The organism is Enterococcus sp., from assembly GCF_032555305.1.
Lineage (GTDB): Bacteria > Bacillota > Bacilli > Lactobacillales > Enterococcaceae > Enterococcus_A.
The window spans coordinates 131321-155598 of record NZ_JAWGOQ010000002.1 but is presented as its reverse complement, the minus strand read 5'-3'; the positions used below and the strand labels follow the sequence as shown (position 1 = coordinate 155598).

Here is a 24278-nt window from a genome sequence, read left to right as displayed (position 1 = left end):
TTTGTGAAAAAAATGACGGACCCTTCTGCTTTTCAAATCTTTACTTTTTCATTTTTCCTCTTTCCAAAAAAAAATAACCCGGAGAATGATTCTCCAGGTTTCAGATCTAAGTAGAATTATTTTACAGCAACCTTATCGTCACGCATAAAGATCGCCGCGCCGACAGCACCAATCAAAACGATTGTGCCGGCAACGTAACAGATTTGAATTAGCCCTTTATCAAAGGCATCAACTACCACCTTCTGTAATTCACTGACAAAAGGGGCTTTGCTCAAAGCATCCGAAAAGGCAATTTCATGACCAGAAAATGGTCCGGCTTTAATCAAGCTCGTCGTTAATTTTTCTGGTAGTTGCAAGGATGACGAATGTTGGTTCAACACGTCAGCATAACGATTTGCTTCCACCAAACCTAATATTACTACACCAAAACTAGTACCAAATTGTCGGAAAACATTCAGTAAGCCAGAAGCCATCCCCATTTCCTGTGGAGCCACACCCTCTAACCCAGCTGAGTTCAATACTGGATTAACGATCCCGTTTGCGATCCCGATCATGACCAGCGTGGGCCATAATTGGGCATACCCCATGGTTGGTGATAATTGACCAATCAAGAATATGAATCCCGCGCCGCTAACTAATAATCCAGCAACGATCATCCATTTTTTCGAAAATTTGTTGCCGAGAATACCAACGACTGGTCCCAAAATTAATGACCAAACAGATAGCGCTAATTGACGAATTCCCGTATCAAAAGCAGACCACCCGATGTAATTTTGCATTAAGACAGTCAAGTACGTATTAAAAGCATATATTCCTGATCCTAAAGCAAAGGCGACCAAAACAGAACCGATAAAGTTGATGTTTTTGAACATCTTCAAATTCATCATAGGGTTTTGAACTTTGGCTTCCACAAAAATGAACAATGCCAAGAAAACTACCGCTAAAAGCAGCCAGCCGCCCACACGTGGATCGGTCCAAGCCAGACCGATATGCGTTTCTTTTTGGATCAAGCCATAAATTCCGCTAAATAATGCAGCCGCAGATAAAATCATTCCCATAAAGTCGATTTTTTGGTCTTTTCCATAACTTGGTGTTTCATTTACGAAACGTATCGTCATCAGGACAGCGATGATCCCGATTGGTAAATTGATAAAGAAAATTGATTCCCAACCAAAGGCATCTACCAGTAACCCGCCAACTAACGGACCTGAAGCGGAGGATAAACCGATGACTGATCCTAAAATACCTAAAGCCAACCCTCGCTGCTTGCCATCAAAGTTGGAGGCGACCAGAGCCATTGACAAGGACATCATCCCTGCTCCGCCAACTGCTTGTACACCACGCCCAATGTCTAAAATTAGTAATGATGGGGCAAAACCATTCACCACTGAGGCAATAACGAATAAGATTAAGCTAGCTAAAAAGACTTTTTTACGCCCATACATATCGCCCATTTTTGAGACGATCAGTAAGGTGACCGCAAAAACTAAAGTATATGCATTCAAGACCCACTGCAATTGAGTAAAGGGTTCATTGAAGGCTTTTTGCATTGTTGGCAATGCCACATTGACAACTGTTACATCTAAAAGTCCCATGAAGACGCCTAAAGACATCGCGACCAATGAGAACCATTTTTTTGAAGAATTTTTCATAAACTGTTAACACTCCTACCATCTATAAATAGCAATCGACTCAACGAAAAGTTATTTTCGCTCAGCGATTTGTCTCTTGATCCAAGTTAATTTTGTTTTGGCGATTTGGATATCCAACTCATATGCTTCTACAAGAATGCGAAAACGTTCCGCATTTTCTGGAAAACGCTCTTGATGTTCCGCCATTTCATCTTGCGCTTTTTGATAGAAAGCCAGATCTTTTTCAATAAATGATTGGAATTCTGCTAAGATCTCTAATTGCTCATCGAGCGTTACGCTGTCCATTGACCGTAATTTAAAATGAATCATATCATTTCGCTTAGCATCCGAAGGGATTTTTTCCTTCATCAATTCAATGAAGCGATCTCCGCCCTTTGTGGTAATATGCCACAATTTCATCTTTCGTCCTTCTTCATAGACCGTTGAAGTGATGAGCCCTTCCTTTTCTAACCTTTCTAATGAAGGATAGAGCACCCCGCTAGACACTTTTCTCATCGGCTGCAAAGCAGAACCGACGATTTTTTGTAGTTTATAACCGGTTTTATCACTGGTGATCAAAGAACCTAAAAGCAGTAAATCATACATGATATCCTCCCTTCCGACAAAAAATATACATAAGTCTTTTAGATATATCGCCTTGCTTATTATAGGTCTTTTAGACATATTGTCAACTAAAAAAACTTGTCATTTAAAATAAGTCATTTTTAAAAAAGATACGAAAAAAGATGACCTGTTGATCAGACCATCTTCTTCATTCAATTAAGTATTATCGCTTTAGATTTGTTGTGATATATAGTCCAGCATACAATGACTTAGCGTATTCTTAAGCCTGTGATCTATACCATGGAAAGTATCCAAAACTTTTAGTTTTATGCCATCTGATGGTTGCACAAGCTCGACTTCAACTTTAATCTTCCAGAATCTGCATAGTTTTTTTGTAGCTGATTTTATAACAATTTTCTTACGACTATTTTTTCATCAATTTCATATAGAGCTTCAAAACCAAAGTTGTGATAGAGCTGTTGCGGACCCATAAATTCCTGATAAAGCTCATTAAAGGATTTGTCTGGATAAGCTTCTAAAATGTCGAAACCCTCTTCTCGTGCATCAATAATAATCCGCTCTAATAGTTTAGATGCTACACCCATTTTTTGATATTCAGGATGAACGTAAAAGCAAAAGATACTTTTAACTTTCTGTGAGGGCTCTTGGTGAACGGAAGTTAGAATCTGGCGCCAGCCTTCACACTGGACGCATTGATTTTTCTCATTCGTGTTGCACCAGCCAATCACTTTTCCTTGCTCATAGGCTAGATAGCCTTGGAGCTTACGGTTTTTGATTGAGGTAACAGCATAGTTTTTTCTCGCCTCTATCCGCTCAAAATTTTCACCATTGAACTCATTACTCGTCCAGCTGCAACAAAAGCACTGGTTTCCTTTTTCGAAAAAAGCGAGATAATCCTCCATCCGTTCTTCATTAATTTTATGAATAGTGATTTTCATCAAAAGCCCCCCATATAATCATTTATCTTATCAATAATATCTTATTTCCATGAACATGTTCTTCAAGCAGTTATCCGTAAAAACAGGATGACGTTTCCATAGCTTATTATTTCGTTTGGTAAAATTTAGCCGCGTTTGGGAAATCGAATCGTAAATAAAGTCCCTTCATTTATCTTACTCGATACTTCAATCGTTCCTTCATGCAGGCGTATTAGTTCTTTGACTATAGAAAGACCTAATCCTGATTCACTTAATTTTGTGTTTTTTCTAGAAGGATCAGCTTTGTAGTATCTATCCCAAATATTTTTTTGTTCTTCTTCACTCATTCCAATACCATTATCTTCAACAGTCACAACGGTATCAGAAGCTGTATCCTGCACTGCCACTTTGACTTTCCCGTTTTGGGTGAACTGGATCGCATTTTGAATGACATTTACCATGATTTGAATAAAGCGATCATGATCAGCATATATTTCAATCGGGTGATCATTTACTAAATGCAACTCATTATTCATTGAGGTTGCTTTTTCGTTTAGTTGAGTGAAGATATTTTTAATCGCCTCAACCGCATCGAAATGTGTCAGCGATAAGGTGATTTGATGGCTGCGGATATTCTCATAATCTAGATTTTGTTTTACCAAACGAATCAAGCGATCTGTTTCATTTTGCATTAGTATAACGGCTTTGTCTTTTTGTGCTTCTGGAATCGCATTATATCTAAGACCTTCCAATAATCCTTTGATCGTTGTCAAAGGTGTTCGCATTTCATGGGAAGTATTCGCCATGAATTGCTTGCGCAGCTCTTCTTGTCGGATAATTTCCTTTTCGTTATCCTGTAGCGCAACAGCCATTTTATTAAAATCATGCGCCAACTCATTAAACTCATCTTTATTATCCTTTTCTTCGATTGCTATTTCGTAATTTCCATTGGCGATTTGATTTACCGCACGTTTTAAGTCATTGATTTTCTTCACCTGTCTTGCTGCTAGTCCGAAACTGATGGCTCCCCCAAATAATAGTGAGATAATAAAGCCTTTTAGCAGATTATCAGTTATGAGCTTTTGACTATATTCCAGATCATGGGCTGATTTTGCTGCGATCAAGATTCCGTCGAAATTGTTTGCTACATATCTGCTGGAGAGCACATAGGAGGTTTGCTTAGGTTCGCCGGCAAGATTCCTATTTATCGTTTTATAAATTGGTACTCCATTTCTGATATTTTTCCATTCGGAATCATTTAAGAGCTCTTTGGAAATTTCAATTTCTTTTGCAGGATAAAGAACAGTTTTATTGCTGCTTATTAAGGCAAAGGTGAGTCCTTGGGTAGTCAGTATACTCTCTGCCTGTGCTAAGGTGTTTTGTAAGTGTTCCTCACGACTTAATCCATTATTAGCGTCTGAAAACGAATCAGAAAAAACTGATTCTGACTGGTCCAGCATGATGTTGACAGTACCGAGGTATTCCTCGATTTGTTTATAATTCTGGTTAACCAACGTACGTCTATTTATATTGGTAAAAGCCACGCCGATAAAAATAATGGTGAGAATAATTAAAAACCAAAAAGCCAGCAGTTGTTGATACAGATATTTCATAGCCATCCTCTTCTTATTTCATTTATTATTTATCTTTACCTTAACGGAAACTTAAATGTAAATCTCATAATTCATTAAACTTTCAAAGAATAATCTTACTTTATGAGAAAATCAGCTACTCTCTATTCCAATCGAATGCTAAACTAAAATAAGAATGAAATGTATGGGGTGTTTGGATGGTAAAAGAAGAAGTCAAATTGGATGCTGCTCTGCAACTAAAGCAAGCCGTTAGAGCAAATGACGAAAGCATAAATGTTCAATGGTACCTAGAAAATTCGAATATTATTAAAAGATTTTTAGCTGAGAATTATCGTACAGATACCTTCACAGGTTTACGCAAGCTAGAATTTTTATTAGCGGAGCTTTCCGAAATCCCTTTTTTTGAGCGATTGGAAAAGGTTCCAAAAATGCTTGATACGCTTCACAGCTTTACGAATGTTCAACAGGGTTACTCGCTGACTGGTAAGCAAGACGGTGTCCTAGCTTGTCATAACGCAATTTGTACATTGGTTTTCATTCGTGCTGACAAAAAAGAATGGGCTGAACAAGGTGTTCGTTGGATTATCTCTTTCCTACCATTTGATAAAGGCGAAACTTCCACCTGGCAAGGTAAAGATCTTTTTCATCGTTTTGGCGGGTGTGTCGGCAAGGGACCTTGCTATGACGGGCTAGTCAAATCAGTTAAGGCGCTCTCGGAATATTCAAAAAAATATGGCGATCTTCCAGGACTTCAGGAAAAATTGCAATTGGGACTAGCTAATATTTTAGATCATCGCGCTATTTTTCATCAGCATAGTGATGAGTACCTATATAAGGACTTGATCACTCTTTTCTACCCTTATCCTTATCGCACCAATGTAATTGAAGTGTTAGCTTTACTGAAATCTGAGAAGCTTCTCGATCGAGCCGAATGTCAGGCGGCAATTGATTATTTGCGAAGGAAACAAATGAAGGATGGCTATTGGCAGGCGGAAAAGATTTTTATGAAGAGCTCTTGGGTTCCTTTTGATCAGTTGAAGAAGCCGGGAACGTGGATTAGTGATGAGATTAATTGGATATTAGCTAAATAAAAATACCTCGATGACAATTTCTCGTCATCGAGGTCATGATTCTATACTATCAGTGACTCAAATGATAATACTCATCTTCCATCCGTTGCATTCTCTCTCGTTCCTTTTTGTTGTACCAAGGAGAAACGGTGAAGGCTAGGACATCATTGATCAAATAAACCGAACTGTTAACAAACATTGCAAGACTAGCCGAGCCATGTCTGAATGAAATGTACCACAGCACCATTTGTGCAAGTCCTGAAGCTAGCCACCAGTAGTATTGATTGTTGTAACGTAAGAAGCTGATGATTCCGGCACTGAGACTGATCGAAAAGGCAATCGCATCGATCCAAGGACGTGGATCATCGGTAAATCGCTGAATCAGATAACCGGAAACAAAGTAAACAAAAATGGTACTGATGATCGCTGTTACCCACGTTTTACCAGTGAACTTGCGGATTTTTGAGGCCATGTTGTGGTTCCATTCTTTACTTAATAATACGGGGATATCTAATGTGATCATATAAGCAATTTGTTCGCCGATACTCAAGTAGTTCTTCGCTGAGTAACCGACATAAATAAAACAGATGGCTGAAATGATTCCTAATATACCGTTGACCGATTTCGCTGCATTAATGGAAAGAATACATAACACTCCTAAAGTCGTTCCGATAAACGTGATTACAGTAAGCAGTGTGATCGGCTGATTGACTAAGGTCATTATCTGGCAGCCCAGACTGAAGAAAAATAAATAGTAATTTTGTTGAGGCCAGCCTTTTAACTGGTGAAGTAGAAATTTGAAATAGTTTAACATGGTGGAGCTCCTTATTCGTAATAATGTAATAATTTTTCTGACGTAAAAATTCAAAAGATTCTCGTACGCATACCATTCTTCTGGAAAACGATCGTTCTTTAATCATTTTAAAAAGTGGAAAGACTAAAAAATTCCTTTTTCAATCTTTCCGTTTGAATAATAGCGAGGTATTTCAATTTCCTGCTTGTTCAACTTCTTGGTTTCGGCTTTGATTCGTTCGATGACTGTTTCTGCAGCCTGTGGATCAGCCACAAAATCGTAGTGGTCGCCGTCGATCTGAATTTTCGGGCAAATATCAAAGCTGTCATACCACTGCTCGTATCGCTCATTGACCATCCGATAGTAGTCATATAGCTCTGAGTTGGCGGCGATTTGTTCATAATCGCGTCCACGTTTTTCAATCCGATCCAGCATTACATCAAAAGAAACCTTAATATGAACCAACAAATCCGGTCTTTTCTTCGGAGCGGCATGCTCCAATTCCTTCAACATCGTATCCAGCAAATTGTCATATTGCAGCACTTCCTGCTGGCTTACACGCCCAAGGTCAGCATTCAAATGAAACAGCAAACTGTCTTCATAAATTGAACGATCAAGAACATTGTCGGCTTGCTTTAAGGCATCCTTCATCGCCAAAAAGCGTTTATTTAAAAAGAATATTTGTAACAGAAACGTATATTTTTCTGGATTTGAGTAAAACAACGGCAGCACTTCATTGTCATCAACGTTTTCATAAAATGGCTTTGAATTCATTTCTTGCGACAACATATCTGTCAAACTGCTCTTCCCTGCACCAATCGTACCAGCAATTAATAGCATCGTTTCATCCATCCCTTCTTATCAAAAATAATCAATTGTCTTTTTAAATCCTTGATAATAGTACTCCTAAATTTTCCTGATGTAAAGACTAGATTTTGTGTCTATTTAATGATATACAAAAAAATAACACAATATATAGTGTTGTTGGATTTGTCTTATTGTAGATGCTTTTCTTCCTTGTTCTGACGAATTTTGGTTCAAATAAAAAATCCTCTCTGCTTCACACAAAGAGGATTAGACAATTTAATAATCAAACTGACGATAGTAGCGACGAATATCTAATGGATGGCAATTTAGTTTTTCAACATGGGCATCGATTCGTTGAGTCACACAATGCATCAATAGATGCGGCAACACGCGCCCGCGATTTTTTTCACTGATCCCTTCGATCGGATAATCTTTCGAATCGATAAAGGTATAGTTTCCGCAAATACGGGGCAATAGATTTTTCACCCGTTCAGCTAATGGTCGCTGTTCGTCTTCACCTAAGAATAACGTTACTGGCGTGGTTTCATCAACAATTTCTAATGTACCGTGTAGAAATTCGGCTGCATGGATCGATTTAGAACGCAGCCAGCTTTGCTCTTCCCAGTAGCACATCGCATAGGAGTAAACAGCTCCCCACTGATTTCCGGCACCAATGAAATAGTGGATATCGTCATGACGATGTTTTTCAGCGAACTCACGGCCAAAATCTTCTGCTTGTTTTTCTGCCTCAACCAATCCTTTGGCTAAGTGTTGCTCCAATTCTTCATAATACTCTTCGTAATCAAGGAAATCTCCATTCTTATTCATCAAGTGATCCGCAACCATGAAGAATTTGATTTGTTCTGTCCCAGGAGCTGGATAAGTGATTACATGATCACAGCTTTCAGCCAGTTTGGTCCCTGCTGTGTCAATAAATCCTAATAAGGTTGCGCCCACTTCCTTGATCAAATCCACTGCTTTCACGACTTCTTCTGTCGTTCCAGTTACTGAAGAAAGGATGACTAATGAATCTTTGGTTAGTCGGCGGTTTCCGGTTGTGTAATATTCGGCTGCGTGTTGAACATAGACTGGTAAATCACTGCGACCGTTAATGTAGGTTACCGCCTGCATAGCAGAAGCATACGTGCCGCCGATTCCCAGATAAAAAATATTGTCATAGCCCTTCTCACAAACTTCATCAATGATTTTCTCTACCTGCGGACGTAACTCTAATGCCCCTTGGATATCATCAATCTGCTGTTGTTCATTAAATTTCAACATGTCATAAACTCCTCAACTTTTATATTTTACTTTTTAATACATTATCAAAATCATCAAAAATTCGTTGACTCAAATCAATTCCTTTTGCTGCTGCTGTACGATAAGCAAGTAACTGGAACGGTATGATTAATAATAATGGTGAAAATAGTTCTGAAATGGTTGTATCTAAGCCTAGAACATCACGATCAGAACTTTTCTCTGTCGTCACAGTTATAACCTGTCCGACGTACGCTCTCATGTATTCAGCAAGTGCCTGCGACCGGCTTTGATTTACACTTGGTGTTTCAATAAAGAACAATGTGTGTTCCCAGTTAGCTTCTAGATATGGCCCATGCATATAAGCCTCTAACTCAAAGCCTGAGCTAGGACGGCGAACCGTTTCCGTGAACTTGGTTTCAAATTCCTTTGCTGTTCCCCAGTTAGGGCCATAGCCTAATGCAACAAACCGTGCCCCAAGCTTCAAGAGGTTTGCATGTTCTTCAAAAAAGGCGTTGGTCTTATCAATCACACTTGGTATCCGAGAAATTCCCTCAGCTAATTCTTCCTTAAGGGCATGAAGCTTTTGTTCATCGATTTGTTTTTTCGACACACCGACTTTGATCGCCAACAAAAACAATTGTAAGACCGTTGCTGAAAAGCCTTTGGTTACAAAACCGACCGTTTCAATTCCCATATCCAAATCAATTACCTTATCCACGACGTGAGTAATAGGGCTTTCTAAATCACTCGTCAACACGATTCGTTGGATTTCGCTGCCGCTTAAATCCTTCATGGCATCAATTGTCGACGCGCTTTTCCCACTTTGAGAAACCCCAATAATCGTATCTGTTCCTTTGATCAATCGTCCATAATGTTTAAAATTGTAGGGCTCTTCAATCGTAATTGTGACATCCGCAAGTGTTTCAAATGCCAGCTTGGCGGATAAACACGCATTATAGGAAGAACCTGTCGCTAAAATCGTAACAGTATTCATTTCAGCCAATTGTGTGTCCCATGAAAAATCGTAGTTATCCAAAATCTTCGTCAATGTTTCCTGCTCTTGATTAATATAATCAAGCATTGTCATTGTTGCCATCTTATTCCTCCATTCTTAAAAGAAACCGATCCATGAGCCTAGAATGCCGAAGATTGCTAAGCCTAACAAAATTGTCAACGCTTTGACTTCTTTTTTTAGCAGATAGAAAACTGCTCCAAAGGCTCCGAGTGACAGAATTCTAGGAACGATGTCGTCAAAAATACTTTGAACAGTCACAGCATTTTCGCCAGTACCAATTTTCAATGGAATATTGATATCGATCATGGAAGCTGTCATGCCGCCGACTACCATCAAACCAATGATTGAAGCACCTAATGTCAGACTGCCCATCATGCCGTTTTCCTGAATTTTCTTCAAGAAGCCGGTACCCAGTTTATAGCCCCAAGAGGTTCCGAAGTAGCGGAACAATAAATGCGGCACATTAAAGATCACCGCGAATAGAATCGGCCCCAAGATATTTCCCTGTAAAGCCAGTGAAGTTCCGACACCTGTAGCAATCAAACGTAAGGTTCCCCAGAAGAATGAGTCACCTATTCCGGCCAGCGGCCCCATCAAGGATGTTTTGATATTATCGATCGTGGAAACATCAAAGCTTGGATCATTGGCATTCTCTTCTTCCATCGCCGCATTGATTCCTAAAATCAACGTTACTATATGAGGCGTAGTATTAAAGAATTCTAGATGCCGTTTTAGCGCTCCAGCCATGGATTCCTTTGTCCGGTACAGTTTCTTCAGAATCGGAATCATCGCGTAGCAGTATGCCAAGTTCATTTGCCGTTCATAGTTCCATGAGAATTCCATCTGGAAAGAGCGCCAGAAGACCTTATTCAAGTCTTTTTTTGTGATTTTCAATTCATTCTCTTCATTAGAAGTCATCATCGTCTACTACCTCCCCTGTTGATGTTTGCGCGCTGTTGTTCTGTCCACCTCTGATATTCATAATATTGACTACAACGACAGCTACGATCGCACCAAATATTGCAATCCCAGTAACCGGGATTTCTAAATAAGCAGCTAGTGCAAAGCCTAAGAAGAAGTATGGAGCAACTTGTTTGTTGATCAATAAACGAGCAAGCATGGCGAATCCTAATGCCGGAATCAAGCCAGTCGCTACAGATAATCCGTGCTGGATAAACTCTGGAATCATAGCCAATAAGTTACCGACCGTTTTACTCCCAACCATGAATGAGATCATTACGACTAAGCCCAACATCAGTGATAGACCAAATCCAGCAGTTAAGTGCATCCGCTCAACGCCCTTATAATTGCCATCTTCCGCATATTTATCAGCTTTCTGATTCATAATCGGAATCAGGATACCCAGATAAATATTTTTTAAAATCAAAGTCAGTGTCGCGATCGGCAACCCTAATAGCAACGCCGTCTCCGTTCCTGCTCCAGCAGTAATTGCAAAAGCAGTTCCTAGAACACCTCCAGTTACAACATCCGGGGGAATCGCCGCTCCAACCGAGAAGGAACCAATAAATGCTAATTCTAGCGTTGCCCCCATGATAATTCCGGCTTTTATATCTCCCAGTACAATCCCAGTAAACAGCCCTGTCACAATCGGACGTGACAACAAGGAGGTCCCTAACGCGTATTCAGACTGAGCAATGAATGCGACTAACCCAAGTAAAAGTGCTTGAACAAGCATATTTCTTCAACCTTTCTTTTTTTAAAGGACTTCAGTAACAGCAACTTTCTTATCTGTCGGCACTTGACGAATCTCCACTTCGATTTGATTAGCGACTAATTCCTTCAACAGTACTTCTTCTTCCGGTAAAACATTAACCGCTTTGCCAATGCTGCGAGTGCCTTCTTTAGCTTTGATTCCACCTAAATTAATTTTTTTGATTTCAGGGTATGCCTGCGCTAATTTTTTCGCATCGGCAATTGATTCCACCACGATAAATAGTTTGTACTTATCGGTCACACCGCTTTCTAATGCTTTAATTGAATCCTCAATATTTTTGATGACCAGTTTCACGCCTTGCGGTTTTGCCAATTTAATTGTCGTTTTACGAATCTCGTTTGTCGGTACATCATCGTTTGCAATTAAAATACAATCTGCTCCTAAACTTTGTGTCCAAGAAAAGGCGACTTGTCCGTGAAGCAAGCGATGGTCTACTCTAGTTAATAAAATCATTTTTATCCCTCCATTTTCTTAAAAGATTAAAACTCTTCTTCTGCTACCTCATTACTGATTAATTGATTACAAAACTGAATCGTTTGCTTCGCTGCTGTCAATGATGTCTCTATCAACATTGATAGTGATTCTGCTAGTTGAAGCTGCATCGTCAGCTCAATTAAAAAAGGCAGGTTCATTCCAGCGACCAAATAAAAATTTTCTCTTTGGATATGAGCTAAAAATTCATTATTTACACTGCCGCCAAGTAAATCTGTCACCACCACTAATTCATGATCGCGATGACGAATCATTAGTTCATTTACTGCTTTTTCCAAATCAAATTCTTCAGATAAATAACAGTCCAGCGTTTCAATCTCAGTATTTTCGCCACAGATCAATTCCAGTGATGATTTTATTCCTGATGCTAATTTTCCATGTGATGCTAGAACTAGTTTTCTTTCCAATCATTTCACCTCTCAATCTCTTCTACACTTTAATAAAAGCAAGCGGTGTGCCAACTTTAGTGGCGCACCGCCTGCTTTGTTAAAATTCTTCATCTTTCATCGAAGTATCCGCGTTTCGATAAACAATATCAAAGATGTAGGCAATTTCAGAATCCGGGATTGTGACACTATAATCTCGCTCAATGACACTAAACGCTTTTTTGATCGTTTCAAGCGGTTCTTTTTGACACTGATACAAATCAGAATAACCATCATAGGTTTCAATCGGAACATTTCGGATTAAACGCTCGATCAAGCAGCTGACATGGACATAGAGCGCTAGTTTTTTCGCATTAGAAAGCTGGATCCTCCCGGCTAACTCCAGGTCACGCATGAATAGATCAATCTCACTCATAACTTTGTCAGTATCAAGAATCGTGACGGAATCAATCACTTTTTCCAAAGAGAAGTTTCGGATCACATTCGTATTAAAAATCTGATTTGCCTCTTCAGTCATGACTTGATCGAGCCATTCACTCAGAACTTGCTGTTCATCGCCTGAAATTAGTTCCTCCAAAGAAAGATATGGAATGGCCTCGATTTGAGGATCATCGGTGCCGATAATCCCTAAGACATCATAGATCGAGAATACTGTCTCATCTAGTTTCTTTTCTTCCAACACTCGGTATTCATATGGCAGAATCTTTAGTTCACAGGACCCAGGAAGGCTTTTTTCTAACAAGTGACAAATTTGAGTGGCTGTTCCGATCCCAGTTTGACAGGTGGTCAACAATGCTTTGGTGCGGTTCTCTTCAGGGTAAATTATTTCCCAATCAAAGCTCGCATCAGTGGCAGCCATACTTGCGATCTCGTTTAAGCTTTTCTGATGCTTAATATTTTCACCAACGGCAATAGCCAACGGTGTCGTCACATTGTTCATAATGACGATCGGTACATTGATCTGCTTAGGGAAGTATTGATAAATTTCTTTGAGACTGCCCATATCTACCAAAATAACTAAGCCGTTGGAAATATCATTATTTTCACTGTAATCCAAAATTTCCTCTGCAATTTGCTGCGGCGTCACGTCTAAAGGCATATCAAAGGATTCAAAAATATCGTTTGCCAAAAAACGGTTTGCCACATTGGCAATACTGCTGGCTGTTGCATAACCATGAGCTACGATGACAGCCTTCGCTATTCCTTGTTCCTTCGTCCAATCAGCTTTTTTCAAATATAAAGTTAATACAATCCGGTCCATAGCTGATATTTCTATATCGATTTTAGGCTTGCACAATTCAAGGATTCTTTGCACATAATGATAACTGGCTGGATAAGCCTCTGATATTTGTGTTTCTAGCTGACGAATGAGTTCCATGATTTGATTGTCTTCTGGCAGCCAGCGACTAGAACCTCGTTGAAATAAATAATAGCCGATAGCATACACACTATTGCCGTTAAATTTGATCTGGTAGGCATTTTCCATTTGGCGGAAGGTTTCACGAATATATTGGGTCAAATATAGCAGCATCTCATGTTTTTGCTGACGATCCGTTTCAAACAGCAAATAATCAAACAGCTGATCCACGATTTCTTTCAACTTCGAGTGACAATCACTTAACCGACTTTGGCATTCCTGATAAGCCAGAATCATTTTGGCAAATGTATCCTCTACACGTTTTTGACTTTGTGTATTCGACAACATCAAACGATCTAATCTCGAATCGCTATGGATCAATACTTCTTCCGGCAGCGAAGTTTGCATATTCTGAGGATTCATAGAAAGCAATGCTTCAGGAAGATGATGGATCGTAAGTTTGATCTGTGGATCGTGAATAGCTTCTGAAAAAGCCTTGGCTACCATTACTTTGACAATATTTTTTAATTCGCCGATATTTCCTTTAAAACTCCCATTTGCTAATAATTCAAGGGTTTGCCCGCTGACTCTTAAATCCCGCTTGATCTTCATCTGCTCACTGATTAAGAAGGAGTAGATCAGTTCCAAGCGTTCATTCCTCGCTCTTTGCTGTAATGAAGGAATCGTTACTTGGATCGGAATTCGCCGAATGAAGGTATTTAGAAAATTGCTGGTAAGCTCCTCTGTTGTTGCAAAAAATAATCTTGTCTGAACCTTAATAGGATGATTCGTATCTCCCACGCGATAAATTTCACCTTGATCTAAATAAGTAAATAATTTTTCCTGTCCTTCAGCATTCAAACGATGAACTTCATCTAAAAAAAGAATACCGCCATCAGCCGCCTCAAAAACCCCTTTACGATCTGATTCCGCTCCGGTATAAGCACCTTTCACACTGCCGAAAAGATTACTCGTCAGCAGCTCGGGGTTATTGGCATATTGCGCACAGTTCAGTGTAATAAATGGAGCATCCTCTGTTATCAATTCATTTTGAATACAATAATGATGAATCAGCTTAACTAAATAGCTTTTCCCGGTACCGCTTTCGCCGTTGATCAATACAGGTAAGCCGCCATCAGGATAATTTAGCGCTGCTTTGATTTGTTCGATCACACGATTCAAGCTTTTATCGTGGCCGATTAAAAGTGAAAAAAAATCCTGCTCTTTACCAAACATTGGCTGTTCAGATAGAATCGTTTGAACGCTTTCATAATTATTTGTACTCAAAGCAAAGAATTGTTTTTCAAAAGCGCTTTTGTGAAAATAATAGACCGGACGTGAATTTATTTTTACCAGCTCACCATTTTCAGTTAATTGATTCAAATATTGACTGACTGTATTTCGTTTTACTTTAAAGATCTGCGCTAATTTTGACGCAGTAAAGAGGTCACTCAAATCATCTAAATTGAGAAAAGCCGTTTGATTCTTTAAATAATTTAACAGATCTTCTTTCATATACTTCCCTCCTTCTTTTTATAATAGAAAATAATGATCTAAAGTCAATTATTGTTTTTCAATCTCAAAAAAATATTTTCGAAAAAAAGGTGTTATCTTTAATCTATTAAGCAATCCCCGTGCCAATCAAAAGCGCTGTAGATATCTGCGCTTCTTTGTGAAATGTAATAGAGATTTTCAACACTTTAACAAAATCAGGGAACTGTTGAAAAGAGTGTTGAGTCATTTATTATCAGAGGTTAAGGCTTTGTAGAACAAAAAAATCAACCATCTGTTAAGATGATTGATCAAAGTTTTAAAGCTCTTTCTTTTCTATAAATCCAAATGAAAAAACGAAAGATATCCCGCCAGCGATGATTGCTGCAATCGTACTAACAGTGAAAAGGAGCCCTAGCGGAATCTCAGAAATCCGATGTAAAAGTGCCACGATATCAATTCCTAGTCGCTCAAACAAACCTTTCCCCAAGAATACGAAGAAGAAAATGATTGCCATTACAACCATAATGATCATTCGACTTTTGCCTTCACCAAACTTAAAGTAAAATGGCAGAATTAAACTGATATAAAAGGAGCCAGCGATGAAAACACTTGCTAAAACGAGCAAGAGATTTTTCAGATCAATGGTTCTCCCCTGCATTGTATTCATAATTATAAGGACCAAAACCGAAAGTGAAATCGCTGCGATCGTAGCGATGTAACTCAAGGAATATTTTTCAATGACATATTTTTTTCGTGAGATGGGCATCGTGAATAAAAAAGTAAAGCCATGATTCATTTCATCAAGTGTAATAGTGGTAAAAATGATCGACAGTACAAAAAATATCATAAACAATGGAACCAACACCAATGTTTGGAGATTATAAGCATTCATCACCGTCAAAAAGATTGTAGCCATAAAGAATAATTTTTGCTTTGCTAGTAAATGGAGATCTTTCACATATAATCCTTTCATTCTAATTCCCTCCCATCATCATATAGACAATTTCATCAATATTCGCTTTTTCAACTGCCACCTCAGGATAATTTTCACGATAAAATTGGCGCTGCTTCGTTAAGCATTGATAACCGAAACTAGCGGGCAATGTCTTTGTAATATGTTCTTTATCCAGTTTAGAATATTGGTCATCTGTTAATTTTAGGATTCCGTATTCGTCTAACAATACATCCGTATCTTCACTTAAAATGATCTTACCTTGATCAATAAAGTACAAGGAATCGCAAAGCTGCTCTAAATCTGTGGAAATATGAGAACTGATCAAAATACTGCGAGATTCATCTTTCTCAAGATATTCTTGTAAAAGATTCAAAATTTCACCTCGGGCGATAACATCTAGTCCGGCCGTTGGTTCATCCAAAATCAAAAGGTCTGCATTGTGGCTGATCGCAATCAATAAATTTAGACGCGCGCTCATCCCAGTGGAAAAATCTTTTAACGGCTTATTCAAGGGAAGCTGAAACTCTTTGCATTTCTCTATAAAATAGTCTTGCTCAAATTTTGGATAGAAGTTTCGCAATATTGATACGATTTCTTTTATAGAAAGTGCTTCGTAAAAACCGGCATCACCTAATGACGCTCCAATACGTTGTCGATCCTTATCTGTGATTTTATCGATCGGTTTGCCGAAAAGCTCAGTCGTTCCGTCATCTCTACTAATCAAACCAAGAGCGATTTTAAAGGCCGTACTTTTTCCTGCCCCATTGCGACCCACAAGCCCGACGATCTGACCACTCTCAAGTGTCAAGGAACAATCCAACTCAAAATCTTTATACTGCTTTTTTACATTTTTTAGTTTAAGCATTATAACCCCTCCAGTATTAGCTCCAACAGTTCCATCAACTCTTTGTCGCTTACACCCACCAAGTGTGCTTTAGTGACAATCCCTTCAAGTTCGTCTTGGATCACTTTAAGCTGTTCCTCCCGCTTCAATGAAGGATTCACCCCGCAAACGAAACTTCCCTTTCCGTGAACGGTTGTAATCATTCCTTCTTGATCCAATGCATCATAAGCCTTTTTTACCGTTAACGCGCTGATTCTCAGTTCCTTTGCCAAGGAGCGTACGGAAGGCAATGGATCATTTTCCTGTAGCTCTCCTTGAATGATTGCGCTTTTGATTTGGTCAACCAGCTGTTCATAGATTGGTGTCATCGATGTGTGCTGAACAATAATTTTCATGATCCATTCACCTCTTCGTAAACAGTGTATAACAGTGTATATCAGTTTGTCAATAGCCGCTTTTTCTTCTAGTAAGTTCACATACTTTCTGTCAAAATAATAAATAAAAAGCAAATTTAGTGTCACACTTATCATCTTTGTTTGTCTAATAAGTAAAGGAGGCAAAATGAAATGAAAATTGATCGAGAAGCATTACTTGTTCAGTCAGCGTTGATTGGCGATACGGATTCTTTATCGGAATTACTTAATGATGTAAAAGACAGTATTTTTAACTTATCGTTGCGAATGTTGGGGAATGTTTTTGACGCAGAGGATGCCACCCAGGAAATTCTATTAAAAGCTGTCACGAACTTCTCCACTTTCAACCAGCAAAGTCGTTTTAGTACATGGGTATATCGAATCGGTGTCAATCATTTAATTAATGATCAAAAAAAGCGATCGTTTCGCGAACAATTAACGTTTGACCTGATGCAGAAGGATTTGGAACAGCCAGTTCCAGAAAGTGATATGGCATTCACTGACTTTGAAGAGGAAGAATTGGCTGAGGAATTAAAGCTATCGTGTACGAACATCATGTTACAATGCTTGAGTCCGCAAGATCGTTGTGTATTTATATTAGGCACTATGTTCAAAATGAATAGCAAGTTAGCTAGTGATCTTCTGCAAATGACGCCGGATTCTTTTCGCCAAAAACTGTCCCGTACTCGAAAAAGAATGGGAAAATTTTTGTCGATTTATTGTGGCCATTCAGGCGGTAAATGTGATTGTCGAAGACGTGTACCCTTCGCAATCAAGCAGCATCGGCTAAATCCCTCAAGTTTGGAATATTCATCTTTGAGAGAACTGAACTTGACAGAAATTTATCACCAAAAAAACAATATGGAGTTTATAGATGATCAAACTCTTCTGTTTGATACACTTTCCCATTATCAGTCAGCGTTTGATGCAAAAATTTTTATGCAAGACTTACTAAAATCTAAGCAACTTTCTGAACTAATTAAGGAGGATTCCATCTATGGCTTATAATCAGATTTTTGAATACTTATTAGCGTTAGAGAAAAACAATAATCAAGAATGGTTTCATCAAACGAAAGAAGAACGAATGGCAGTTGTTCAAGAGTTTAATCAGTTGGTAGATGACTTTTCCCATGCACTCCATGAAAAAGACCAAGACAGCCCGATTCTTCCTGCAAAAAATCTAACATTCAAGCTTAATCGGGATACGCGTTTCAGTCATGATAAATCTCCCTACAATCCTGTGTTTCGCGCGCACATTGGACCAAAGGGAAAATTACCGATTCCAACAGGCTACTTTATCTTCTTGAAGCCCAATGACCAGTCCTTTTTAGGAGGCGGACTATTCGCCGATATGTTTTCTGATGCGACTGATCTTATTCGTCAGGCTTTGATCAAACACGAGTCAGAATTTCTGGCGATCATCCAGAAACCGGCATTCAAAAAACACTTTTCGGTATTAGGAACACAACTAAAGCGAATGCCTCGTGGATATGAACAATATGCGGATTCACCTATCGCCGATTATTTAAAATTTAAGAGCATGTATTTGGAGTACTCGTTGACTGATCAGGAGATATTAGAGTCGGATGATTTTGTTGCGCAAGCTGTAAATAAATTTATATTGATGAAAGACTTCAATCAATTCTTGAATACTGCCTTAAAAGAGTTCAAATTTCCTGAAAGAAAATAAACTAAAAACAGCCAACCCTTTTATGCGGTTGGCTGCCTCTATTTCACAGAAGATTTATTTATTTTTGTTGTTCTAATTCTCCAACTACTTGTTTGCTTTCTTTTGTTTGAATAATCAGTGAAACAATCCCTGCTAATACAAAAACTAGAGCGATAAAAATAAAGGCCCCTCCGTATGATCCGCTGGTATTTACCAGCCAACCTATAATCATCGGCGCGAAGAAGCCGCCAGAAACACCAATCGCATTAATAATCGAATACTTGGTCGACACTTCTCGTTCAGCAAAAATTTTGACTGGCAGACTCATCAAAGTAGCGAAGCCAATACTTGCTGCTGCGACCGCGACCGCTAAGAAGAGCATGCTTAAAACTAATGAATGACTCTTTGATAATAAAAAGGCTACGATCCCACCCAGTGCAGATGCAAAAAAGATAACTTGTTTCTCTCTATCCTTAAAGTAACGTCCCATCATTGAACCAGTGAACATTGCACTAATCATCATAACAAATCCAATCAAAGCACTCATCATGGCCATCTTATTCATCGTCAAGCTGAATTCATCCACTAAATAAGAGGCAATCCAGCCAGTCATACCGTAAACGGCTGCGTTGATGAAAAATGCCGCTAAAACCATGATCCAAACATTTCGATCCTTGATTACTTCAAAGAAGGAAATGTTCGCTTGATTGGCCGAAACGATTGGCTGTCCGCTTGTTTTTGGAATTCCTCGAATCATTAGAAAACCAATCAACAACACGATTCCACCATAAATAAAATACGTCATTTTCCATCCTGCCAATGTCAGTAAAGGCGCCACTAACAATGGCCCAACAATTCCAGCAAATCCCGAAGAAGCAATCATGGATGATTGGACTGAGCCACGTTTTGCCGGCTCCACTTCTTTTGTCACAAATGCGCTAACTGCTGAAGGATACCCTGCATGGGCAAAAGATCCTGCCGCAAACCGAATCAGCAATAAATACATAAGTGAAAAGCCGAAGCCTAAACAAATCATCAATACACCGATCAGCAGAATCGCAAACGTCATAATTTTACGACTGCCTAGACGATTGCCTAAAAAACCGAACGGAATTTGAAATAGCGTATAGCCAAGAAAGAAGGCACTTAAAATCAGCCCCTTTTGTCCTGCATTAATACCCAGGTCTTGTGCAATCGGAATGACTGATAAGCTAATGATATTCTTATCTAAATAAACACAGGTATATCCCAGAAATATCAGGATTAGTGAACGATTAATCTTGCTCTTCCTCATAGGCTAGACGCTTTCTAAATAGGATAGTGCGGCTTCAACATAGACATTTGCGCCAAATTCTAAAACAGATTCGTCTAAAACGATTTTCGGATTGTGCAGCATCAATTCTGTATCGGCAGCAGTTATTAGCATAGTGGTTGTTGGAATTCGATGACTGATTTCACCGAAATCTTCACTCCCCATCATTGGCACTGCTAAAGGTGCTTCCTGAAGAACATTTGTAGGAAAGGCCTTTTCTAATCCTCCTTTGAGAGTATCTGTTACAGTTTCATCGATTTCATTGCTGCAGCAGCCGTTGGTAAAATCAATCGTTACGTTCGCTCCAAAGGCTTGACCGATAGATTCTGAAATTTCTACCATCCGTTTTTTGATTTGCTGGCGGACCTCTTCTTTCAACGTCCGAAGTGTTCCTTTCATATACGCTGAATTGGGAATGACATTCGAAGAGCCCGGTGTCCCACCGACAAACTCACCGATCGTTAAGACAAAGCGTTCCGCTGAGCTGATCTCGCGGGCAGAGAGCGTTTGCAATGCATCGTAAATCTTTGTCGCAACATTGATTGGGTCGATCGAAACTTCCGGCATCGAGCCATGACTACCCACACCCTCAACTATAATCTCATACCAATCAGCACTAGCCATAAATGTTCCAGCTGGTGCGACAAAAACATGCTTCAACGGCAAACCCTTGAAAGGAAAAACATGGATCATCGCTCCCGCATCGACCTTAGGATTCTCTAGGATTCCAGCATCTATACAGTCCTTTGCTCCTTGTAAAATTTCTTCTCCTGGTTGGAAAAGGAATTTCACTATCCCTGTCAGTTCGGCTTCACGTTCTTTCAAGATTTTCGCAGCACCTAAAAGCATTGTCGTGTGCATGTCATGGCCGCAGGCGTGCATTGCCCCGTTTTCTGAACGAAAGTCCAGATCGGTATCTTCAGAAAGCGGAAGCGCATCCATATCACCGCGCAATAAAAAGACCTTTTCTCCTTGGCCAACCGTGCAGGTAATGCCCATCTTGCCACAGTCTTGCGGTTCGTATCCGTACTCAACCAATTTTTGCCAGACGTATTCCTTCGTTGCTGGCAGTTCCATTCCAACTTCTGGGTTTTGGTGCAGGTGTCGCCTAATATCTACCAATTCTGTTTGCAATGATGTTTCTTTAATCATTTCCATCTTGATTCCTCCCTTTGAAAAAAAGCATAGCACAACTAAAGGAGGATGGATTTTTTTCTTTTTTATCTCAAAAAAAGAAAAAAGAAAAAATTTCATTTTGTTATTATTTTAAATAAAAAAGAGAAGCCAGTTTTCGCTGACTTCTCAAAAATTTCTTCGCTTATTTTACTTTTAATGCCGCTAGTTGTTTTTCAATATCCTCTTCTCCAACGTCCGCCGCCAGTAAGGCACAGGCAGTATAGGCACTTTCGACCATCGCAGTATCGAATAAAGTGACCTTCTTATCTGTCATTTCAATAGCCATTTCCAGATTCATTTTCGCGCTGCCAAGATCATAAAAGGCTAACAATTCATCGGCTGAGTTTTCCTCGATCGCTTGTGAGATTCGATCCATTGATGTACCAATACCGCCATCTTCTAAGCCTCCAGCAGTAGTAACCGGAACATCTTTGGCGACTTCACTGATCAAGCGTTTCAAGCCTTCTGGTATTTCTTTTGTATGAGAAACTAACACAACACCTCTACTCACTGAAGACACCTGCCTCGATCATTGATTCAAAAAGATAGGCCGATGACATCGCACCAGGATCGATATGACCGATTGAACGATCACCAACATAGGAAGCACGGCCTTTTGTTGCTTTGATATTTTTCGTTTGTTCAACGAGTATTTCCAATGTTGCCGGATTTAACGTACCGTTATTTAAATTATCTACTGCTGGCACCCATAAATCTAACATTGTTTTTTCGCCAACCGTCGAGTTACCGCGTTTCATGATACCGGCGATTGCTGCCTTCAGCAAGATTTCTGGTTCAGCGGAATCTTTGCTGGCTTTCATCATTTCCATCATAGCTGTCCCATAGAGAGGACCTGATGCTCCACCAACTTTGCTGATCAGCGCCATCGCTGTCGCTTTGAAGATATCTGGAAGTTCTCCATCCAAATCTGCTGCCATCACCGCATCCATGCCTCGGGCCATATTATTTCCATGGTCACCATCTCCGATCGGCGTATCCAGCTCGCTTAAATAGTCTTTCTTGATTTGAATCTTTTCATTGAATAACTCTAAGGTTTTTCGCAAATTATCTGGTGTAAACATAATGGACCTCCTTGAATACTCTTTTGTTCAGCTTGCGATTATTGAAATTTACCAGCTCGAACCCGTTAGTAAGCTTAAGATTACCAAGCGATTGTATGCACAGGTTCATTTAATAAGCGTAAACGTTCGTCATCTAATTTGATCATTGTAATTGAGGCGCCGGCCATTTCAAGCGAAGTCATGTAGTTGCCGACTTTGTTGAAGGTAAGTTCGATGCCATCTTCTGAAAGGATATTCTTCGCATCATTGAACATAATGAATAACTCCATCAACGGAGTCGCTCCCATGCCATTTACAAATAAGCCATATTTATCTCCTGCTTGCCAATTGAACTCTGCCTTTAACTTGCCGATGATTTCTTTGGCAATTTCATAAGACGGCTTAATTGCTTCACGGCGATAGCCAGGTTCGCCATGAATTCCGACACCAAATTCCATCTCATCATCTGCTAACACAAAGCCTGGTTTGCCAACTTCAGGAACTGTTGCACCAGAAAGAGCGATACCAACTGTTTTGATATCTTTGACTAAATCTTTCCCATAACTGGCTAACTCTGAAACAGATTTTCCTTCGCGAGCCATTGCGCCTAAGATTTTATGAACCAAAACAGTTCCAGCAACGCCGCGACGTCCTTGTGTATAGGTGCTGTCCTCCACCGCTATATCGTCATCAACTAAAACAGAATCAACTTCGATATCATCCATTTCCGCTAAGTCCTTTGCCATGTCAAAATTCATGACGTCTCCTGAGTAGTTCTTAACAATCATCAACGTTCCCTTGCCCTTGTCTGTTGCTTTGATTGCTTCATGAATTTGGTCTGGTGTTGGTGAAGTGAAGACTTGTCCGCAAACAGCTGCGCTAAGCATACCATCTCCGACAAAGCCGGCATGTGAAGGTTCGTGTCCACTGCCGCCGCCGCTGACTAGGGCTACAGTATCAAAATCATCGCTGCGAGCAACCACTAATGTTTCAGGTACTTGTTTCACGTAATCAGGATAGGCACCAACTAACCCTCCGACCATTTCTTCTACAACATTCTTTGGATCATTGATAATTTTTTTCACTTGCTCTTCCTCCTTATAGGTTAAGGTAATACATCCTTTATAATTTTACGCTCGATCTTCTGTTAATAATCCATAAACAAGTGTATCCTGCCAAAGGGGTGTACCATCTTCTGCTTTATTGAAAAAAATATTTTTTCTTAAATGAGCTTCTTTAGTGAAACCTAACTTTTCTAATAATCTCCAAGAAGATTGGTTGTCCGGATGGCATTCTGCAAATATCCGGTGTGCTCCTTGTGCGAAAACTTGATCGAGCATCATTGAAGCTGCCTCGTAGGCATAGCCTTGATGCTGATAGTCATAATGAAAGACAAAACCTATTTCCCAGCTATCTTCTACTACTTCCTCAAGATAGATGTTGCCTATCACTTTATCTTTAAGACATACTGCCCAAAATTCGTCGGATTCACTATGGCTTAGAGCGATTTCCTTGCTTTGCTGCTGATTGATCGGCTCATAAGGTTCATATTTTACAACACGGGCATCTGAAAGATACTCCAACAGATCTGGCCAATCATTCGGCACAAATTTTCTAATTATTAGTCGTTCGGTTTTTATCTTCTTCGTCCCTTTCTCCAAATTTCTTCCTATACTAAGCACATTAGGGTAATAGAAAGATTCTATCACCCCAA

At 39.5% G+C, this 24278-nt stretch carries 25 protein-coding genes; 3 read left to right on the top strand and 22 right to left on the bottom strand.

Annotated elements, in window-relative coordinates:
• Nucleotides 1-116 precede the first annotated feature (116 nt).
• The 4 genes from E6139_RS02385 to E6139_RS02370 all read right to left on the bottom strand — a co-directional run bounded on the left by E6139_RS02385 (nucleotide 117) and on the right by E6139_RS02370 (nucleotide 4746).
• Nucleotides 117-1652: an MFS transporter gene (locus E6139_RS02385; protein ID WP_316401445.1), complete on the bottom strand. Its 1536-nt coding sequence runs from the start codon at nucleotides 1650-1652 to the stop codon at nucleotides 117-119.
• Between the two features lie 51 nt (nucleotides 1653-1703).
• Complete coding sequence (locus tag E6139_RS02380; RefSeq protein ID WP_316401444.1) at nucleotides 1704-2237, bottom strand: PadR family transcriptional regulator; 534 nt, start codon at nucleotides 2235-2237, stop codon at nucleotides 1704-1706.
• A 362-nt stretch (nucleotides 2238-2599) separates the two neighbouring features.
• Complete coding sequence (locus tag E6139_RS02375; RefSeq protein ID WP_316401443.1) at nucleotides 2600-3154, bottom strand: GNAT family N-acetyltransferase; 555 nt, start codon at nucleotides 3152-3154, stop codon at nucleotides 2600-2602.
• Between the two features lie 125 nt (nucleotides 3155-3279).
• On the bottom strand, nucleotides 3280-4746 hold the full coding sequence (locus E6139_RS02370; RefSeq protein ID WP_316401442.1) for a HAMP domain-containing sensor histidine kinase: 1467 nt from the start codon (nucleotides 4744-4746) through the stop codon (nucleotides 3280-3282).
• Nucleotides 4747-4922: 176 nt separating this feature from the next.
• Between E6139_RS02370 and E6139_RS02365 the strand changes: the two genes are divergently transcribed.
• Entirely contained in the window at nucleotides 4923-5816 is an 894-nt protein-coding gene (locus E6139_RS02365) for a hypothetical protein (RefSeq protein ID WP_316401441.1), read from the top strand.
• Between the two features lie 49 nt (nucleotides 5817-5865).
• Here E6139_RS02365 and pnuC read toward each other — a convergent pair whose 3' ends face one another.
• The 12 genes from pnuC to E6139_RS02305 all read right to left on the bottom strand — a co-directional run bounded on the left by pnuC (nucleotide 5866) and on the right by E6139_RS02305 (nucleotide 17328).
• Nucleotides 5866-6609, bottom strand: coding sequence for a nicotinamide riboside transporter PnuC (gene pnuC / locus E6139_RS02360; RefSeq protein WP_316401440.1), 744 nt, complete (start codon nucleotides 6607-6609; stop codon nucleotides 5866-5868).
• 123 nt (nucleotides 6610-6732) lie between these two features.
• On the bottom strand, nucleotides 6733-7440 hold the full coding sequence (locus E6139_RS02355) for a deoxynucleoside kinase (protein ID WP_316401439.1): 708 nt from the start codon (nucleotides 7438-7440) through the stop codon (nucleotides 6733-6735).
• Between the two features lie 231 nt (nucleotides 7441-7671).
• Nucleotides 7672-8676, bottom strand: coding sequence for an SIS domain-containing protein (locus tag E6139_RS02350; RefSeq protein ID WP_316401438.1), 1005 nt, complete (start codon nucleotides 8674-8676; stop codon nucleotides 7672-7674).
• 19 nt (nucleotides 8677-8695) lie between these two features.
• Nucleotides 8696-9751 carry an SIS domain-containing protein gene (locus E6139_RS02345; protein WP_316401437.1) on the bottom strand — a complete coding sequence of 352 codons (1056 nt, stop codon included), beginning with the start codon at nucleotides 9749-9751 and terminating at the stop codon, nucleotides 8696-8698.
• A 15-nt stretch (nucleotides 9752-9766) separates the two neighbouring features.
• A complete protein-coding gene (locus E6139_RS02340) occupies nucleotides 9767-10591 on the bottom strand; it encodes a PTS system mannose/fructose/sorbose family transporter subunit IID (RefSeq protein WP_410470505.1) in 825 nt (274 codons plus the stop codon).
• Nucleotides 10578-11366, bottom strand: coding sequence for a PTS sugar transporter subunit IIC (locus E6139_RS02335; protein ID WP_316401436.1), 789 nt, complete (start codon nucleotides 11364-11366; stop codon nucleotides 10578-10580). Before E6139_RS02335 ends, E6139_RS02340 begins: the two co-directional genes overlap by 14 nt.
• A gap of 21 nt (nucleotides 11367-11387) precedes the next feature.
• Nucleotides 11388-11858: a PTS sugar transporter subunit IIB gene (locus E6139_RS02330; RefSeq protein WP_316401435.1), complete on the bottom strand. Its 471-nt coding sequence runs from the start codon at nucleotides 11856-11858 to the stop codon at nucleotides 11388-11390.
• 26 nt (nucleotides 11859-11884) lie between these two features.
• Nucleotides 11885-12304 carry a PTS mannose transporter subunit IIA gene (locus E6139_RS02325; RefSeq protein WP_316401434.1) on the bottom strand — a complete coding sequence of 140 codons (420 nt, stop codon included), beginning with the start codon at nucleotides 12302-12304 and terminating at the stop codon, nucleotides 11885-11887.
• 79 nt (nucleotides 12305-12383) lie between these two features.
• On the bottom strand, nucleotides 12384-15155 hold the full coding sequence (locus E6139_RS02320; protein WP_316401433.1) for a sigma 54-interacting transcriptional regulator: 2772 nt from the start codon (nucleotides 15153-15155) through the stop codon (nucleotides 12384-12386).
• A gap of 295 nt (nucleotides 15156-15450) precedes the next feature.
• Entirely contained in the window at nucleotides 15451-16107 is a 657-nt protein-coding gene (locus tag E6139_RS02315) for an ABC-2 transporter permease (RefSeq protein WP_316401432.1), read from the bottom strand.
• A gap of 1 nt (nucleotide 16108) precedes the next feature.
• Nucleotides 16109-16954: an ABC transporter ATP-binding protein gene (locus tag E6139_RS02310; protein ID WP_316401431.1), complete on the bottom strand. Its 846-nt coding sequence runs from the start codon at nucleotides 16952-16954 to the stop codon at nucleotides 16109-16111.
• The gene (locus tag E6139_RS02305) at nucleotides 16954-17328 is read right to left on the bottom strand and encodes a GntR family transcriptional regulator (protein ID WP_316401430.1); all 375 of its coding nucleotides are present in this window, start codon (nucleotides 17326-17328) and stop codon (nucleotides 16954-16956) included. The genes E6139_RS02310 and E6139_RS02305 overlap by 1 nt, the downstream gene beginning before the upstream one ends.
• Nucleotides 17329-17499: 171 nt before the next feature.
• Here E6139_RS02305 and E6139_RS02300 point away from each other — a divergent pair, with 171 nt between their 5' ends.
• Both E6139_RS02300 and E6139_RS02295 read left to right on the top strand, forming a co-directional pair.
• A complete protein-coding gene (locus tag E6139_RS02300; protein WP_316401429.1) occupies nucleotides 17500-18354 on the top strand; it encodes an RNA polymerase sigma factor in 855 nt (284 codons plus the stop codon).
• Nucleotides 18344-19036 carry a DUF2461 domain-containing protein gene (locus E6139_RS02295; protein WP_316401428.1) on the top strand — a complete coding sequence of 231 codons (693 nt, stop codon included), beginning with the start codon at nucleotides 18344-18346 and terminating at the stop codon, nucleotides 19034-19036. The genes E6139_RS02300 and E6139_RS02295 overlap by 11 nt, the downstream gene beginning before the upstream one ends.
• A 58-nt stretch (nucleotides 19037-19094) precedes the next feature.
• On the opposite strand, the gene E6139_RS02290 is transcribed toward E6139_RS02295, so the two are convergent.
• The 6 genes from E6139_RS02290 to E6139_RS02265 form a co-directional block, all read right to left on the bottom strand.
• Nucleotides 19095-20309: an MFS transporter gene (locus tag E6139_RS02290; protein ID WP_316401427.1), complete on the bottom strand. Its 1215-nt coding sequence runs from the start codon at nucleotides 20307-20309 to the stop codon at nucleotides 19095-19097.
• Between the two features lie 3 nt (nucleotides 20310-20312).
• Nucleotides 20313-21485, bottom strand: coding sequence for a M20 family metallopeptidase (locus E6139_RS02285; protein WP_316401426.1), 1173 nt, complete (start codon nucleotides 21483-21485; stop codon nucleotides 20313-20315).
• Nucleotides 21486-21645: 160 nt separating this feature from the next.
• Complete coding sequence (gene dhaM / locus E6139_RS02280) at nucleotides 21646-22014, bottom strand: dihydroxyacetone kinase phosphoryl donor subunit DhaM (protein WP_316401425.1); 369 nt, start codon at nucleotides 22012-22014, stop codon at nucleotides 21646-21648.
• Nucleotides 22007-22585, bottom strand: a complete 579-nt coding sequence (gene dhaL / locus E6139_RS02275) for a dihydroxyacetone kinase subunit DhaL (RefSeq protein ID WP_316401424.1) — start codon at nucleotides 22583-22585, stop codon at nucleotides 22007-22009. Before dhaL ends, dhaM begins: the two co-directional genes overlap by 8 nt.
• Nucleotides 22586-22665: 80 nt before the next feature.
• Nucleotides 22666-23649, bottom strand: coding sequence for a dihydroxyacetone kinase subunit DhaK (gene dhaK, locus E6139_RS02270; protein ID WP_316401423.1), 984 nt, complete (start codon nucleotides 23647-23649; stop codon nucleotides 22666-22668).
• 45 nt (nucleotides 23650-23694) lie between these two features.
• Nucleotides 23695-24225, bottom strand: coding sequence for a GNAT family N-acetyltransferase (locus tag E6139_RS02265; RefSeq protein WP_316401422.1), 531 nt, complete (start codon nucleotides 24223-24225; stop codon nucleotides 23695-23697).
• Nucleotides 24226-24278 lie beyond the last annotated feature (53 nt).